The organism is Paraburkholderia caledonica NBRC 102488 (genome assembly GCF_000685095.1).
GTDB classification, from domain to species: domain Bacteria; phylum Pseudomonadota; class Gammaproteobacteria; order Burkholderiales; family Burkholderiaceae; genus Paraburkholderia; species Paraburkholderia caledonica.
In genome coordinates, this window is the sequence record NZ_BAYE01000010.1 from 58,792 (window position 1) to 74,437 (window position 15,646).

Annotated in this window: 18 protein-coding genes; 12 read left to right on the top strand and 6 right to left on the bottom strand. The window is 62.6% G+C overall.

Annotated features, from left to right (window positions below; all coding sequences use genetic code 11):
- Positions 1 to 11 precede the first annotated feature (11 nt).
- From BCA01S_RS20450 to BCA01S_RS20465, 4 genes are all read right to left on the bottom strand, one after another.
- Positions 12 to 1,331, bottom strand: coding sequence for a cation:proton antiporter (locus tag BCA01S_RS20450; RefSeq protein ID WP_027778501.1), 1,320 nt, complete (start codon positions 1,329 to 1,331; stop codon positions 12 to 14).
- Between the two features lie 75 nt (positions 1,332 to 1,406).
- Positions 1,407 to 1,826: a DUF3175 domain-containing protein gene (locus BCA01S_RS20455; RefSeq protein WP_027778502.1), complete on the bottom strand. Its 420-nt coding sequence runs from the start codon at positions 1,824 to 1,826 to the stop codon at positions 1,407 to 1,409.
- Between the two features lie 200 nt (positions 1,827 to 2,026).
- Positions 2,027 to 2,542, bottom strand: a complete 516-nt coding sequence (locus BCA01S_RS20460) for a PRC-barrel domain-containing protein (protein WP_027778503.1) — start codon at positions 2,540 to 2,542, stop codon at positions 2,027 to 2,029.
- A gap of 132 nt (positions 2,543 to 2,674) precedes the next feature.
- Positions 2,675 to 3,988 (bottom strand): DNA topoisomerase IB, encoded by a 1,314-nt coding sequence (locus BCA01S_RS20465; protein WP_244146029.1) that lies wholly within the window; start codon positions 3,986 to 3,988, stop codon positions 2,675 to 2,677.
- A 200-nt stretch (positions 3,989 to 4,188) separates the two neighbouring features.
- Here BCA01S_RS20465 and BCA01S_RS20470 point away from each other — a divergent pair, with 200 nt between their 5' ends.
- From BCA01S_RS20470 to BCA01S_RS20490, 5 genes are all read left to right on the top strand, one after another.
- Positions 4,189 to 4,536 (top strand): hypothetical protein, encoded by a 348-nt coding sequence (locus BCA01S_RS20470; protein WP_027778505.1) that lies wholly within the window; start codon positions 4,189 to 4,191, stop codon positions 4,534 to 4,536.
- 197 nt (positions 4,537 to 4,733) lie between these two features.
- Positions 4,734 to 5,291 (top strand): type 1 glutamine amidotransferase domain-containing protein, encoded by a 558-nt coding sequence (locus BCA01S_RS20475; protein ID WP_027778506.1) that lies wholly within the window; start codon positions 4,734 to 4,736, stop codon positions 5,289 to 5,291.
- Between the two features lie 57 nt (positions 5,292 to 5,348).
- Entirely contained in the window at positions 5,349 to 5,915 is a 567-nt protein-coding gene (locus BCA01S_RS20480) for a DUF4142 domain-containing protein (protein WP_027778507.1), read from the top strand.
- On the top strand, positions 5,912 to 6,256 hold the full coding sequence (locus BCA01S_RS20485; RefSeq protein ID WP_027778508.1) for a DUF1488 family protein: 345 nt from the start codon (positions 5,912 to 5,914) through the stop codon (positions 6,254 to 6,256). The genes BCA01S_RS20480 and BCA01S_RS20485 overlap by 4 nt, the downstream gene beginning before the upstream one ends.
- Positions 6,257 to 6,338: 82 nt before the next feature.
- Entirely contained in the window at positions 6,339 to 6,920 is a 582-nt protein-coding gene (locus BCA01S_RS20490; RefSeq protein ID WP_027778509.1) for a membrane protein, read from the top strand.
- 127 nt (positions 6,921 to 7,047) lie between these two features.
- Here BCA01S_RS20490 and BCA01S_RS20495 read toward each other — a convergent pair whose 3' ends face one another.
- Positions 7,048 to 7,302, bottom strand: a complete 255-nt coding sequence (locus BCA01S_RS20495; RefSeq protein ID WP_027778510.1) for a hypothetical protein — start codon at positions 7,300 to 7,302, stop codon at positions 7,048 to 7,050.
- 395 nt (positions 7,303 to 7,697) lie between these two features.
- Between BCA01S_RS20495 and BCA01S_RS20500 the strand changes: the two genes are divergently transcribed.
- Complete coding sequence (locus BCA01S_RS20500) at positions 7,698 to 8,147, top strand: ferritin-like domain-containing protein (RefSeq protein WP_020067942.1); 450 nt, start codon at positions 7,698 to 7,700, stop codon at positions 8,145 to 8,147.
- A 133-nt stretch (positions 8,148 to 8,280) separates the two neighbouring features.
- Here BCA01S_RS20500 and BCA01S_RS20505 read toward each other — a convergent pair whose 3' ends face one another.
- Positions 8,281 to 8,619: a BON domain-containing protein gene (locus BCA01S_RS20505; protein ID WP_027778511.1), complete on the bottom strand. Its 339-nt coding sequence runs from the start codon at positions 8,617 to 8,619 to the stop codon at positions 8,281 to 8,283.
- A 495-nt stretch (positions 8,620 to 9,114) separates the two neighbouring features.
- On the opposite strand from BCA01S_RS20505, the gene BCA01S_RS20510 reads away from it, so the two are divergent.
- The 6 genes from BCA01S_RS20510 to BCA01S_RS20535 all read left to right on the top strand — a co-directional run bounded on the left by BCA01S_RS20510 (position 9,115) and on the right by BCA01S_RS20535 (position 15,629).
- Positions 9,115 to 10,596: an RNA polymerase factor sigma-54 gene (locus BCA01S_RS20510; RefSeq protein WP_027778512.1), complete on the top strand. Its 1,482-nt coding sequence runs from the start codon at positions 9,115 to 9,117 to the stop codon at positions 10,594 to 10,596.
- 136 nt (positions 10,597 to 10,732) lie between these two features.
- Positions 10,733 to 11,920: a pyridoxal phosphate-dependent aminotransferase gene (locus BCA01S_RS20515; RefSeq protein ID WP_027778513.1), complete on the top strand. Its 1,188-nt coding sequence runs from the start codon at positions 10,733 to 10,735 to the stop codon at positions 11,918 to 11,920.
- A gap of 133 nt (positions 11,921 to 12,053) precedes the next feature.
- Positions 12,054 to 12,782 carry a FadR/GntR family transcriptional regulator gene (locus BCA01S_RS20520; protein WP_020067938.1) on the top strand — a complete coding sequence of 243 codons (729 nt, stop codon included), beginning with the start codon at positions 12,054 to 12,056 and terminating at the stop codon, positions 12,780 to 12,782.
- Between the two features lie 141 nt (positions 12,783 to 12,923).
- Positions 12,924 to 13,667 (top strand): (Fe-S)-binding protein, encoded by a 744-nt coding sequence (locus BCA01S_RS20525; RefSeq protein WP_027778514.1) that lies wholly within the window; start codon positions 12,924 to 12,926, stop codon positions 13,665 to 13,667.
- Positions 13,664 to 15,055, top strand: a complete 1,392-nt coding sequence (locus BCA01S_RS20530) for a lactate utilization protein B (protein ID WP_027778515.1) — start codon at positions 13,664 to 13,666, stop codon at positions 15,053 to 15,055. The genes BCA01S_RS20525 and BCA01S_RS20530 overlap by 4 nt, the downstream gene beginning before the upstream one ends.
- Positions 15,042 to 15,629, top strand: a complete 588-nt coding sequence (locus BCA01S_RS20535) for a LutC/YkgG family protein (protein ID WP_027778516.1) — start codon at positions 15,042 to 15,044, stop codon at positions 15,627 to 15,629. Before BCA01S_RS20530 ends, BCA01S_RS20535 begins: the two co-directional genes overlap by 14 nt.
- Positions 15,630 to 15,646: the final 17 nt, after the last annotated feature.

A 15,646-nucleotide genomic window follows, 5' to 3' on the forward strand; every position in this document is an offset into this window, starting at 1 on the left:
GGCCCCGTATTCTAGCTTTCGCTATGACGCAGGCGCCGATAGCGGTTCATGAGCGGCGTCGCCGATACCCCGTGGATGACCACCGAAGCCGTGACCACGGCGAGCGCGAGCGGCACGAGCGGCGTAATAGACGCGGCCGGGCCGTGTTCCAGCGAATAAGCCAGATAGTAGAACGAGCCCACGCCGCGAATGCCGAACCAGCTCATCAGGCGCCTTTGCGTCGGCATGGCGTCGGAGCCGAGCAAGGACAACTCGACGGACGCGGGGCGCACAAAAACGAATAGCGCGACGATAAGCGCAAACGCCTGCCATGTGAGAAGCGGCACGTTCAGCATCGCGAGCACGTTGCCGACCATGGCCATGATGATGACTTCAGCAATGCGTTCGAGCTCGATCGTGAATCCCAATACGGACTCGGTCATGAACGCGTGGGCTTTCTCTGGATCGGACGCAGTGGCTTCGACATTCTTCGAATCGACCGTGCCGATTGTCTCGCGAGGCGAGGCCCCGCCGCTCGCCCCATATTCGACGCGACGCATCGACACACCAGCCGCGAACACGGCGAGAAAGCCGTAAGTTTGGGCAAATTGCGCGGCGCCGAACGACAAGCCGATCAGCCCGAGCGCAAAGAAGCCTTCCAGGCCGAGCGCGTGCGCATGGCGCGTGCGCAGCCAGGCGACCGCGTGCGTCGTGACCCAGCCGAGTACACCGCCTATCGCGAGTGCGCCCAATACACCCCACACGACACTGCCGGCAAACTCCAGGTTCAGCACGTCGCCAGCGTCGGCTCCTTGCACTGCGCAGACGGCGAGACCCACCATCGCAAACGGCAACGCTATGCCGTCGTTCAGGCCGCCTTCGCCGGAGAGCGCGAAGCGCAGCAAATCGTGATCGCCGGGGTCGTGCACCTGGACGTCATGAGCCAGCACCGGGTCGGTCGGCGCGAGAATAGCGGCCAGCAGGATGGCCGGCCCCCAGCCGAGATTCAGGACGTAGACGCAGAAGAGCGTGAGAAGCGGCACGGTCGCCAGCATCGCGAGGAAGCCGAGGCGCAGCGGCACCATCCACAGTCTGTCGAACACGCCCACGCGCAAGCGCAGTCCGATGGCGAACAGCGACACCAGCAGCGCGATTTCGGTGACGGTGCGCAGCAGATGCGCGTCGGCGACCATGTCGAGATGCAGCAGATCGAAGCCGGGCGGCCCGACCGCGTAGCCGAGCGCAACATAGAACATGGCCGCGCTGACGGGCAGGCGGCGGAGGGTCGTCGCGGCCACACCCATGAAAACGAGCACGGCGCCGACGATGAGGAACCACAAAGTTTCGTGCATGAGCATCCGGTTAGGGCCGACATGCGAACGGCGCATGACCGGCCGGGGTAATTGGACGAAAGCCGCGTATGAATCTCAGGGCGCGCGCCCGAATGCTTCGCGCAACTTGCGCTTGGCTTGCTCCAGCGTTGCGCGGCGGGTTTTCGGCAGGTTCTTGCCTGCTCGGTTGATGTAGAAATTGAGCATCGACATCGCCGATTGAAACGGCGTGCCTTTGCGGCGGCCGCTTTTTGTCGACGACTGTTTCAGCGATTTCGCAATTTCTTCGGCGTTGCCTGTCTTGAAGATGTCGTGCTCGAGGTCCATCGCGTCACTCGTTTCCATCACATGATGCGACCACCTGTGTGAACTCTTGCCGCCTGCGCGCGATGCTTTCTTCTGCTCAGCGGCATGCGCTTGCGCATGGCGCTGACGAGGCGGCCGCCCCGACTTGCCGCGTGCCGGCGAGCGCCGCGATTTGCTGGTCGATTTACTGGTGGTTTTTCGGGCCGCCATTCGAGCCGCCTCCTTTTACAGTCTTTGTCGCGGCCCTGCTTGCAGGATTGCGCGCGATTCCCGGGGTCGTCTGCGTCATCGAACTCGACGCGGTTAAGTCAAACGCGCCGGCCGCCGCGATGGCGGCGTGCCGGCGCAGTGAGGACGGTGCGCGAACTGCGAACGGCAAACTGCTTCGCGCACTCGCCGCGGCTCGCCGATTACAGCTTGACTCCACCGGCTTCGGGCGCATCCGACGAACCGGCCGGGATATTGCCCACGCCAACGTCATCGCGCATATCGAACTGGTCGCGGCCCCAATAGGGCTCCCTGCCGTAGTACTGGTGAACAGAGGTAGCCCATGTCTCATCCGCCATCGACGGCCAGTGATCCTTGTCGAAACCCGGGGCGCTTTTCACGCGTTCCGCCGTCATGTCCAGCACGAAGCACTTCTGCTCGGTGTCCAGCGTGAGCGCGCGCCATGGAATAGCGAGCAGCTTGTCGCCGATGCCGAGGAAGCCGCCGCTCGACAGTACCGCGTACGCGACTCGTCCCGAGCGCACATCCAGCATGATGTCTTTGATCTTGCCGATGTCCTCGCCGTCGCTGCTGAGCACTTTGTTGCCGTCCAGCGTATCTGCCGCCATCACGTCCGGGCCCGGGCCTTCTGCCGTCGCGCTGCCTTTACCGACGATACTTGCGCCTTGCGTGCCTTGCGTCTGACTTTGCATGACCATGATGTGCCTCCTTTGCAGGTTAAGGTGACGATCACTGCAGCAACGCGCGTTCCTCGACCGGAGTGAAGGTCCGGGTAAATGCTGCGCGCGCCGTTGCAGTTCCTGCTTGCTGTGAGCGGCGTGTGAGCGGCGTTAACTTGCGGCCGCCTTCTCGGCGCGCGGCGCGGAACGGGCGTCCGCGTTCGCGGCTCGGCGGGCAGTTCGCGCGCCGGTTTTTGCGCTCGATTTGACGCTGTCTTTCGCACCGGCTTTCGCCGCCGCCTTGTTCGCTTGGTTGCGAATGGTGCGCGACTTCTTGAGCAACGTCGTAATGGAGCCGTTGATGCTCTCGGCGGTGTCGGTTTCGCGCAGCTTGCGGCCTTTTGCTCCCGCCTGACGCGCGAGCCTGGCGGCGCGCTTCTCGGCATGCGCAAGCAATGCGGCAAACGCGACCTCGTCGACTTTCAGACCCCGGCGCGACTGACCCGGCGGCAAGGTTTGCAACTGGTCGCTTTCGAATGCGCTAATCACTGCGGGATGGATGTAGCAACGCCGGCAAACGGCCGGCGTGTTGCGCAGCAAGCCCGCGACTTCCTTGACGGTCGCCACGATATGTCGCCGCGCTTCGGCAGCGCTGCCGCACACGAGGCGCCGCAGCGCCGCGAGCGCGTAGACGCTGCCGGCCCATGTCCGATAGTCCTTCGCGGTGAAGTCCGCGCCGCTCGCGCGGCGCAGATAATCGTTGATGTCGGCTGAACCGACGGTGCGGCGTGTGCCGTCGTCGTCGAGATACTGAAACAGGTCGTGACCCGGCAGATCCGCGCAGCGCCGCACGATGCGCTTCACGCGCTGGTCGTCCACCGTCACGTCGTGTTCGATGCCGCTCTTGCCGCGAAACTTGAAGCGCAACTGTCCCGCTTCCACCTTCACGTGTTTCTTACGCAGTGTCGTCAATCCATATGACTGGTTTTCGCGCGCGTATTCGACGCTGCCGATACGAACCAGCGTGGTATCGAGCAGCCGCACGACCGCCGCGATCACTTTGTCGCACGGCATGCCGGGCAGTTCGAGGTCGCGGGCGACGCGCGCGCGGATTCGCGGCAGAGCTCGCCCGAACTCGGCCATGCGTTCGTATTTGTCGGCGTCGCGCGTTTCGCGCCAACGCGGGTGATAACGGTATTGCTTGCGCCCGCGCACGTCGCGGCCAGTCGCCTGAATATGTCCGCGCGGGTCTGGACAGATCCATACGTCTTCGTACGCGGGCGGAATCGCGAGCGAGTTGATGCGCTGAATCTCGGCTTCGTCTTCAATGCGCTTTCCTTGCACGTCGAAATACGCGAAGCCGTCTTTCTCACGCTTGCGCGTGTAGCCAGGCTTGCTGTCGTCGGCATGGCGCAAGCCGGGCGGCATGGCGGCTGTCGCGGGCTGCTTCACACTGTCGTCGGCCGATGCATGACCGTTTTGCATCGTGCTCGTTGTGCTCGTTGTGCTTGTGGTTGTGCTGTTTGCCATGGCTTTCTTTGCAGGTAGAACTTTCAAGCGTGAAGCGCGTTGCGCCAGTGATGGCCCGAAGCAAAGCCGGTGCCCGGCACTGCGCGCGCGGGTGAGCGGGCGGAACAGTCCTTGCGAAGAACGTCATACGTATCAACCCGATAAAGGAGAGCGCCATGAGCAGCACGCTGAACCCCGATGAAGAGCCGCAACAGGTCGTCAAACAAACGTCAGGCACGACGGGGGCGTTGGGACCGAGCGATTCATCCGATAGCGGCAGCGACGTCGCGGGCGCGAAGCGCCATGAGTTCGACGTCGAGACGGAACTCGACAACCACGCGCTCGAATTGGGCGACTCGGAAATGGGCAGCGACACCGACCGGGCGGGCACCGGCGAGCGCGCGGCGGCGGACGGCGATTCGACGCTGGACCCGGATAGCGACATCGAACCTGATCGCATTCTGACGCCGCCGACAGCCGACGAAGACGACGACGGTCTCGACGACGACCCGAGCGGTCTGTAATCGCGTTGCGCCCCCCGCTTCGCCGAGGCATCCAGGCTTCGAGGCCCGTCGCAGCGGGCGTCCAGGCCGCAGCGATGACGCGGTAGCGGGTTCCAGGGAAGCAGGCACGAGCCTTGCTGCCGCATTGTTAATCAAATAATGAAAGGGGTTTGGCGCATTACATGCGCGGCCCCGGCATTCGAACAAAGGAGAGAAACATGGCAAACAGCCTCGACGGTCTAAAGGTAGCGATCCTGGCGGTGGACGGTTTCGAACAGGCAGAACTGGTCGACCCGAAGCGCGCGCTGGCAGAGGCCGGCGCGACCGTGCACGTGATCTCAGCGAAGCCCGGCAAGATCCAGGGCTTCAAGCACGTCGATAAAGGCGACACGGTCGAGGTCGAGGTCGATTCGACTTTCGACAAAGCGGTCGCAGACGACTATGACGCGGTGGTCTTGCCCGGCGGCGTGGTGAACGGTGACGCGATTCGCGTGTTGCCGCAGGCCCAGGCATTTGTGAAAGCGGCCGACAACGCGAAGAAGCCGATCGCGGTGATCTGCCACGGCACGTGGCTGCCCGTATCGGCCGGCATCATCAAGGGGCGCACGGTGACGAGCTGGCCGAGTCTGCAGGACGACATCCGCAACGCGGGCGGCACATGGGTTGATCAGGAAGTGGTCGAAGACAGCAATCTGATTTCGAGCCGCAAGCCGGACGACATTCCCGCTTTCAACAAAGCGTTGATCGGGCAACTGTCGAAACGCAAGGCTGCATGAGCGGCGCTAGTGGGCGATGAGACGCGCCGCTGACTCCGTGAACAAGGGAGAAAACGCATGAAACTACGGTATTCCCTACAAGCGATGACTGTGGCGCTTGCTCTTGGCACGGCGCCGGCCTGCGTCGTGTATGCGCAGGCAAGCGACGCTCCCGCGAGCGATGCGCCCGTCGGCGGCACGAAGCTCTCGCCCGCCGACCAGCAGTTCATCCAGGACGCTTCACAGTCCGACGCCACCGAAATCGCGGCAAGCAAGATCGCGTTGAAGAACTCCAGCGATCCGCGCGTGAAGAAATTCGCACAGCAGATGATCACCGACCATACCAAGCTCTCGCGCAGCATGGGTGCGCTCGCAGCGAAGAAGGGGTTTGCCACCACGCCGTCGGCCGACTCCGCGCTCGTTGGCAAGCTGCAAACGCTCAAAGGTCAGAAGTTCGACGAGGCGTATGTCGAGCAGATCGGCCTCGAGGCGCATCAGCGGGCAGTCGATCTGTTCCAGCAGGAGAGCCAGAGCGGCACCGACTCGCAACTGAAGGCTGCGGCCGCGCGCGCGCTGCCGATCATCAAGCACCATCTGGAGATGGCGCAGCAGCTCGCCGGCGCAATGAAGGGCGCGTCATCATGAACGCGATCCTGCCGCGGCCTGCCTATGAGGATTCCCTTATGCAGATCACTTTTTCCGACGACAAACCGACCTTCGACGGCGCCAACCTGATGGTTCGCTTCATGGCGCGCGTGGACGGTGAACCGGTTGTCTGCGCCATCACGGTCGAGGCGCTGGAAGATCACTTCGGCGCCGGTTCGCCGCTCGAAAGCGAGTTGATGGAGGCCTTCGACAAGGGCCGCAACCGGATCCGTTCGGTGTGCGCCGAGGCGCTCGACCAGAACGACGGGGAGGGGGTAGTCTTGCATAGCGGATTGTTCAGAGTGGAAGGCATGGAGCCCGACCGCGGCGCGGCGGTGTAGCGCCGCCGCTTCTTCTGATCACGCACCGCGAGTAGTCGCGAGCGTCGTCCGTCAAAACGCAATCACGATGCAAGGAGGCCTCATGTCACTCATCGTCGCAGCACGCTTCACGACTTTCCCAGCCGCGGAAGAAGCGGCGCAAAAACTTTTCAATGCAGGCTTCGTCGAGGAAGACGTCACGCTGTTCTTCGTCAATCCACGCGGCCAGCATGCGCGTTTTCCCATTGGCGGCGACACCCACACCGATGCGGGTGCAAAAGGCGCGCCGAAGGGCGCGGGCCTCGGCGTGACGATCGGCGCGGTGGCGGGCGCTATTGTTGGCGTGGGCATCTTCGCGGCGTTTTCCGCGCCGCTGCTCGTTTCGGCGATAGCTGCGGGCGTCGGCGCTTATATCGGCTCGCTGGCCGGTGCGATGTGGCGCACGCGCGATAGTAGCGAAGCTGGGCATCGCACGCCGTTCCATGAAGAGGCGCGCGATTCAGGCGTGCTGGTCGCCGTGCACGTGTCGCCGGACAATCAGTTCGACGCCGCCCGATTGCTGCGAGAAGCAGGCGGCGTGTCGATCGAACGCGCGACGGGTCGTTGGCAACAAGGCCGCTGGGCCGACTTCGATCCGCTGAAGAAGCCCGTGCCGCTCAACGAGTACAACGAAAAGCGCGCTTAATACAGCGGCGACAGCGGCGACAGCGCCGAACGGCAGCAAGCGAGAAGGCAATCGAAAAGGGCCCGACAGACGTCGGGCCATTTTCCTTGGCGCACGGCAAACACAAGGCGCGCTGAGCGTGAGGAACTTATACCCAGATACGCGCGGCGCCGCGTTGCCGCGAGGGGGCATGGTCAGCAGGACGTTGGTCGCGCGTGGGCTCGCATGAGGCCGGCATGACACCTTTGCGAGAACCTTCGCAGGTCGAAGGCGCGCCTTCCGCGCTAGCGCGCGTGCTCGCCGCAGCGCTATCGTGCGGCTGCATGTGCTCGCGAATCTGCAATACGCTGGCCGACGAGACGATGGCGACGGCGACCAGCCATTCTGCGCTGCGAATCTTCATGGTGTTCTCCCTGTCGTTGTTGCCTGCCCATTCTTTTCAATTCGTCGATACGTCATGCAGCTTTCTGACTTGTGCGTTGCATGGTATTGCTCGGGCGAAGCGATAAAGAGCAACGCCTGTGCCACCGGCGAAAGTCCCGCTGGGAAAGGCTTCCGCGCTGCCCAAGAGAGTTCGCGCCGCGCAACAATTACCCACGTCTGCAAGAAAGATGAGCGCGCAAACGCAGCGTGCGGGCGCAATGCGTCCTGTGAACTTTCGGGCACGCGCCATGCGTGTCAAACAATGAACCCCGTTGCCTTGCGCAGGCGTCGGCAACGCAGGCGGCACGCGCACCGCGATACATGCGGGCGTGCCGGCAACGGATTCCGCGATTAACGAAACCCTGGAGGTATTGAATGACTACGAATGTTGTTTCCGTGCTCAACGATCTCATCGAAACATCGAAGGATGGTGAAAAGGGCTTTCGCAAGGCGGCCGAAGATGCGCGTGACACACAGTTGAAGACGATGTTTCTCACGCGCGCCGAAGATTGCGCGCGCGGCGCACGTGAGCTGCAGGACGTGGTTCAGCGCCTGGGCGGTAAGCCGGAAACGGGCGGCAGTGTGAGCGGCGCCCTGCACCGGGGATGGGTCGATGTGAAGTCAGCGGTGACGGACCGCAGCGACCATCAGATCCTTGTCGAGGTGGAAAAGGGCGAGGACGTCGCCAAGAAAAACTATCACGACGCGCTGGAAAAAGAACTGCCCGCCGACGTGCGCGCGATTGTCGAGCGTCAGTATCAAGGCGTGCTGCAGAATCACGACCGGGTCCGCGATCTGCGCGATCAGTACGCGGCAAAGAGCTAATCGGGTAGCCGGCCGTCAGGCCGGCCTCTAATGCAGAAAGGCCGTCCGCACAATGCGGACGGCCTTTTTTCGCGGGACTTCTCAGGGCTTCTCGGGGCGCTGCGCCCGGCGCAGAACGCCGGGCTCATCGAGATTATTCTGCGGCGATCTTCAGGTGATTCTTCACGCTACTCACGCCCTTCACGCCTTGCACGACGTCTTGGGCCGCAGTCTTGTCCTCGGCCGAAGGCACCGTACCCGTCAGCGACACAACGCCCTTGCGGGTCTTCACATGGATATGCGTGGACTTCACGTTCTTCGCGCCGAGCAGTTCGGCCTTGACCTTCGTGGTGATCGTGCTGTCGTCGACGTGCTGGCCGATGGATTCAGACGAAGCCGATGGAGCCGAGGCGCTCGTTTGTGCGGTGGCGTTCAGTGCGAAGGCAACGCACGCGATGCTGCCGGCAGTCTTCAGGAATTGGATGGTCTTCATGGTTTTCTCCTTCGGGTGTTGATGAAATTGCGGTCTTGTTGCCTGCGTTCGATCGCGGCCGAAGCCGCCGATGACTCGCGTGGGGTCGTTGCCGCTACGGTTCCGTCAGGGCCCGTTATCGACACCGGGCGGGTCTTCACAGTCGTTGCGCGTTCGCGCCGGATGCGAAGAGAGCCGTCCGTCCACATCCTCGTTTCCGCAAAGTGTGTGCCCGCACCTCGTGACTGAGGACCACAGATGTTGCGAAGCCCGCGCCAGCGGGCGCTTTTCCACTGATGAATAGCGCTCGCGCATTGCGTTCATGCGCGCGCCGACTCGTGCGCAGCGGATGCGGAATTTGCCGGGTCGCTTGTAAAAAAGGCTCCGCGCGGCGTTGCAATTCGCGGGCCTGGAAAAATAAAGCCCAAATAAAACAGTGCGTTGCAAAAGCTGGTACGCGTGTTGCTCTAGTGAGGACACTCCTTTTACTTCAGCTTTCAACGGGACTTGAACACGATGCCTTCAATTGAACTTCGCACAAGGCAGTCTCTTGCACTTACGCCGCGTTTGCAGCAGTCGGTGCGTCTGTTGCAGCTATCGTCTCTGGAGTTCCAGCAGGAATTGCGAACTGCGCTCGATACGAACCCTTTCCTCGAATATGACTCGTCGGATACGGAGGACGTTGCGCTTGCAACAGCCACGTCCGGCGAAGAGCAGGGCGTGTTGCCGGCAACCGATGCAGTCGCGGCCGCCGAGCCCGACTCGTTGCCCGCTGAAGCCGCTACCAGCGAGAGCCTCGACAGCGGCGGCCCCGACGATATGCCCGGCGACTTTTCGGGCGATTACAGCAGCCGCAGTTCGGCCCGCCAGAACGGCGACTCCGACGGCAGCGATCCCGCCGAATGGGCACGCTCGCAACCCACTTTGCGCGAGCAACTGCACGACGCACTGCGTCTTTATCGTCTGGACGACCGCGATCGCGCCGTTGCGCGCTTCATCATCGAGGCGCTCGACGACGACGGTTATCTGCGCCAGGACCTGGCGGATCTCGCCGACAGCGTCGATCTCGAACCCGAGTTGACAGAGGAAGAACTGCTGGTCGCGCTGCGCCTCGTGCAGTCGCTCGACCGGCCCGGCCTCGGCGCGCGTTCGCTGTCCGAGTGTCTGTTGCTGCAGGTCAATGCGTTACCCGCGGACACGCCGGGGCGCGATGTCGCGCGGCAGATCGTCGAACATCATCTCGAACGGCTCGCGCGTCGTGAACAGGCGGAACTGCAAAAGCAGATTGGCTGTACTGCGGAAGAACTGCGTGTGGCCTGCGCACTCGTGCGCAAGCTCGATCCGAAGCCGGGCAACTGCTACGGCCGCACCGAGGACAACTACGTCGTGCCCGATGTGATCGTGCGCCAGGTGCGCAACAAGTGGGTAGTGACGATCAATCCTGCCGTGCAGCCGCGCGCACGCATTCACCGCATGTATGCCGAGCTGTTTGCGCAATCGGCGGGGGCCAGCCGTTCGCCGCTCGCCCAGCAGCTTCAGGAAGCGCGCTGGTTGATCAGAAATGCGCAGCAGCGCTTCGACACGATTCAACGCGTCGCCGAATGCATCGTCGCGCATCAGAAGGCGTTTTTCCAGTACGGTGAAATCGCGCTCAAGCCGATGGTGTTGCGCGATGTCGCCGACGAACTCGGCCTGCACGAATCGACCATCTCGCGCGCGACCGGCAACAAATATATGGCGACGCCACGCGGCATTTTCGAATTCAAGCATTTCTTCCCGCGCGAGCTTGGTACCGAAAGCGGCGGCACTTGTTCCGCCGCCGCGGTGCGGGCGTTGCTGAAAGAAATGATTGCTGCCGAAAACACCCGCGACCCGCTCTCCGATGTGACGCTGGCAAAGATGCTCGCGGATCAGGGCGTGCTCGTCGCGCGCCGCACGGTCGCCAAGTACCGGCATCTGATGAAGGTGCCGCCGGCGGAGTTGCGCCGCCAGGTCTGAACTTGCCCGGCCCCTGCAAGCGGGGCCCTGATACCAAGCGCCACGCGAGGCTGTGCCCGCGTGGCGCTTTTTCGTATCTGGACGTTTTGCGCACGCCCCATTACATTGGCGGGTCAATCAGAAACGGGTGAGCGCGATGAAGTATTCGAGTCGGGTCGAGGGTTTGCAAGGCAGACGCACGTCGGCGTGGGAGATTCATCGCGTGGCGCAGCAGGCTGCGGCGAATGGCGATGACGTCATCGTGCTGAGTGTGGGAGACCCCGATTTTGCTACGCCCGCACCGATTGTCGAGCGTGCCATCGAAGCGTTGCGCGGCGGCGATACGCATTACAGCGCGGTGTCCGGGCGCGATCCGCTGCGTGCGGCGATTGCCGAAGAGCAGGCGCGCATGACCGGTTGCACGGTCGGCGCGACGAATGTGAACCTCACGGCGGGCGCGCAAAACGGCGTGTTTGCCACGTCGCTTTGTCTGCTCGAAGCAGGCGACGAGGTTATCGTGCCCGAGCCGATGTACCTCACCTACGAAGCTTGCGTGCGCGCCGCAGGTGCGACGCTCGTGCCGGTGCCGGTCGATCCTGCGCGTGCATTTCATCTGGATTGCGACGCGCTCGAACGAGCCGTGACACCGCGTACCAAGGCGATTTTCTTCGCCACGCCGTGCAATCCAACAGGTGTCGTGATGCCGCGCGCGGACCTCGAGCGCATTGCGCGGCTCGCGTGCGAGCACGACCTGTGGGTGCTGTCCGACGAGGTCTACGCCGATCTCACGTTCGAGCGCGAACATGTGAGCATCATGTCGCTGCCCGGCATGGCGGAGCGCACGGTCACGCTCGGCAGCCTGTCCAAATCGCATGCAATGGCGGGGTGGCGCGTAGGCTGGGCGATCGGACCCACGCAACTGATCGAACACATGGGGCGCCTCGCGCTTGCCATGCTGTATGGCTTGCCGGGCTTCATCCAGCAGGCCGCATTGACCGCGTTACAGGAGAAGTCACGCGTCGTCGCGCAGATGCGCGACATCTACAGGCGCCGTCGCGACGTCGTGTTCGAGCGTTTGAGCCGGGTCCCGCGATTGCGCTGCCTGCTGCCCGAAGCCGGCATGTTCATGATGGTCGACGTGAGCGGCACCGGCCTCGATACCGTCGATTTCACATGGCAGCTGTTTCGCGCGCAAGGCGTGTCGGTGCTCGACGCGAGTGCTTTTGGCGAGACCGCGAACGGTTTCGTCCGGTTGGGCTTTGTCGTCGACGAAGCGCGGCTTGCCGAGGCGTGCGAGCGGATTGCGGCGTTCGTCGCGGCGTTGCCGTTGCAACCGAGCCCGTGAATACGCGCTCCCGCAGCGAAAATCGCGCAGAGCGCCCAACGGTATAATTCATTCGCTCACGTTTTAGCTCTGTCGCGTCGTGTACTGCCGCTAACGAACCATCCTGAACAACCGGCTTTGCCAGCCGTAGCCTATGCACTTTCGCCCGATCCAGTCTTTCACGCGCAAACGGCTCTCCGACGTCGTCGCAGACCAGATCAAGCAATTGATCTCCGACGGCACGCTGATGCCGGGCGACCGGCTGCCCGCTGAGCGCGATCTGGCGACGCAGCTGGCGGTGTCGCGGCCTTCGTTGCGCGAAGCGCTGATCAGGCTGGAATCGGATGGCTATATCGCCACGTCGGGGCGGGGCGGCTTTACGGTGGTCGATCTGACGGCGCCGATCATTTCGAAGCCGCTCGCCGAACTGCTTTTGCAAAATCCGCGTACCAGTGCCGACATTCTCGAGTTGCGCCAGGGGCTCGAATCGATTTCGACTGTATATGCTGCGGAGCGCGCGACCGCCGCCGATCTTCGCAAGATCAAGACTGCGTTCGATGCACTGAAGGCGGCTTCGCAGTCGCAAGATCGCGTTAATCTGGCGGAGCTGGATGCCGCTTTTCATTTGGCGATTGCCGACTCTACGCACAACATCGCGCTCGCCCATGTCATGCATGGCATTCACACGCTGATTCGCGAAGGCATGCGTCAATACCATCGGCTGATCGATTACGACGAGGCGATGGAAAAGCAGTTGATGAGCCAGCATCAGGCCATCTACGACGCCGTCGTCGCGCGCGACGCGCAAAAGGCGCGCAAGGCGGCCGAACGGCATCTGGCCTTCGTGCGCGAGATCTATCAGGAAGACGCTGCGAAGCTTTAGGCGTCGCGTTTCGCGTGGCCATCTAACGATTGACACGCTCCGGCGACTTCCTTATATTTTGGTCAGACCAACCATACCAGTCTGACTGGCAGCGATCTTACGCGCCCCGAGTCCGCGTGCCCCATCCCCTGTAATGAGCTTATGAAAGTCGCCCTCTTTATCCCTTGCTTCATCGACGCGTTTTATCCCGAGGTCGGCATTGCCACGCTCGAATTGCTCGAACGCTTCGGCATCCAGGTCGATTATCCGCAGGAGCAGACGTGTTGTGGCCAGCCCATGGGAAACAGCGGCGCCCATGCAGACGCGGCTGGCGCGGAGCGGGTGTTCGCGCGCAACTTTGCGGGCTACGACTACATCGTCGGACCATCGGCGAGCTGCATTCACCACGTGCGCGAGCATCTCACCGCGATCGATCAGACGGATGAAGTCAAAAAGGTGCGGGCGAGTGCTTATGAACTCGTCGAGTTTCTGCACGACGTAGTGGGCGCGCGTGAGTTTCCGTGGGCCGAGTTTCCGTATCGCGTCGGCCTGCACAATAGTTGCAGCGCGTTGCGGCATCTCAAGGAGGCATCGATCTCGGAAGTGGCGGGCCAGCCATTTTCCAAGCCGCGCGCGTTGCTTGAGGGCGTGAAGGGTATCGAGTTCGTCAAGCCGTCTCGCCCCGACGAATGTTGCGGTTTCGGCGGCACGTTCTCGGTGACAGAAGAGCCGGTGTCGGTGCGCATGGGGCAGGACAAGGTCCGCGATCATCTGAATGCGGGTGCCCAATACATTGTGTCGGGCGACATGTCGTGCCTGATGCATCAGCAAGGCTGTGCGGAACGCATGAAGGCGGACGCACGCTTCATCCATATTGCACAAGTGTTGAACGGGGCGCGCGCATGAGCCGGATCGACCACGCGAAAGCAGCAGGCGAGTTCATCAAAAAGACGGAGCATGTGGCGTTTCACGACAAGCGCCTGTGGGATTTGCGCGAGAAACGCGACGCACAGGCGCACGGCATTGCCGAGTGGGAGACGCTGCGCGAACTGGCATCCGGTATCAAGGAACATACGCTGTCGCATTTGTCGGAGTACCTCGAACAGTTCGCGGCCTCGGCCGAGGCGAACGGTGTCGTGGTCCACTGGGCCGCGACGGCCGAAGAGCACAACGCGCTCGTACACAAGATCATGTCCGAGCGCGGCATGACCACGCTCGTCAAAAGCAAGTCGATGCTCACCGACGAGTGCAAGATGCGCGAGTATCTCGAACCGCGCGGCATCACGGTAATGGAAACGGATCTGGGTGAACGCATCCAGCAACTCGATCATCAGGACCCGAGCCACATGGTGGTGCCGGCGGTCCACAAGCTGCGCGCCGATGTGGCCGAACTGTTTGGCCGAACCATCGGCACTGATCCGCACAATAGCGACATTCATTACCTCGCGGAAAGTCAGCGCATGAATACGCGGCCGTATTTCGTACGTGAGAAAACGGCCGGCATGACCGGCTGCAATTTCGCGGTCGCGGAAACGGGCACGATTGTGGTTTGCACGAACGAAGGCAACGCCGATCTTTCGGCAAACGTGCCGCCGCTGCATATCGCATCGATCGGTATCGAGAAGCTGATTCCAAAGGTCTCGGATCTCGGTGTGTTCATTCGCATGCTCTCGCGCAGTGCGCTTGGTTCGCCGATCACGCAATACACCTCGCATTTCCGCGCGCCGCGTCCGGGCACGGAGATGCATTTCATCCTCGTCGATCATGGCCGCTCGGAACGGCTCGCGATGGACGACTTCTGGTACTCGCTCAAATGCATCCGCTGCGGAGCCTGCATGAACACGTGTCCCGTGTATCGGCGCAGCGGCGGTCTGTCGTATGGCGGTACTTACTCGGGGCCGATCGGCGCGATCATCAACCCAACTTTCGACCTGAAACGTTATAGCGCGCTGCCGTTCGCGTCCACGCTCAACGGCAGTTGCACGAACGTGTGTCCGGTGAAGATCAATATCCACGAGCAGATCTATAAATGGCGCACGGTGATCGCCGAGCGCCACGAAGTGCCGTTCGTGAAGCAGGAAGTATTGAAGATGGCAGGGCGGCTGCTCGCGAGCCCGACGCTGTATCGGGCAACCGTAGCTTCGATGAGCGGCGCATTGCGGCGGCTACCGAACTTCGTACTCTATAACCCGCTGAATATCTGGGGCAGACAACGCGAATTGCCCGAGGCGCCGAAGCAGACCTTTCACGCGTGGTACAAGCAAAATCGCGGAGGTGGCGATGGCAACGCGTGAGGCCTTCATCGCGAAAGTGCGGCAGGCACAACCGGCGGCGCGCCCGCGCCCCGACGTGCCGTTGTTTAACGCGGTTGGTGGCGATCTGCGCGCACGCTTCGCGTCGGCATTGCAAACGATGGGCGGCACCTGCGTCGAAGCGGGCGCCGCGTCGGAAGTTGCGAGTCTGATCCGCGAGCGATTCGGCGCAACCGTGTCGATCGCTTCCGCCACTGCCGAAGTGGCCGGCACGCGCCTGCTCACGGCCGACACCGAACCTTCGTCGTTGCAGGATATCGACGTCGGCGTGGTGCGTGCGCGTTTTGGTGTGGCGGAGACCGGCTCGGTGTGGTTCAGCGAACGCGAGTACGTGGTCAATGCGTTGGGCTATATCGTGCAGCATCTCGTGGTTCTGCTCGATCCGGCGCAACTCGTCGACGGCCTGCAGGACGTTTATCGCCGCGACGACTTTCGCGATGCCCGTTACGCGGCACTCGTCACGGGACCCTCGGCGACCGCGGACATAGAGGGCGTTCTGATTCGCGGCGCGCAGGGTGTGCGATCGCTGACGGTGGTGTGGCTGGCCGCTGAGTAGTCGGGCGGTGGAGTTTG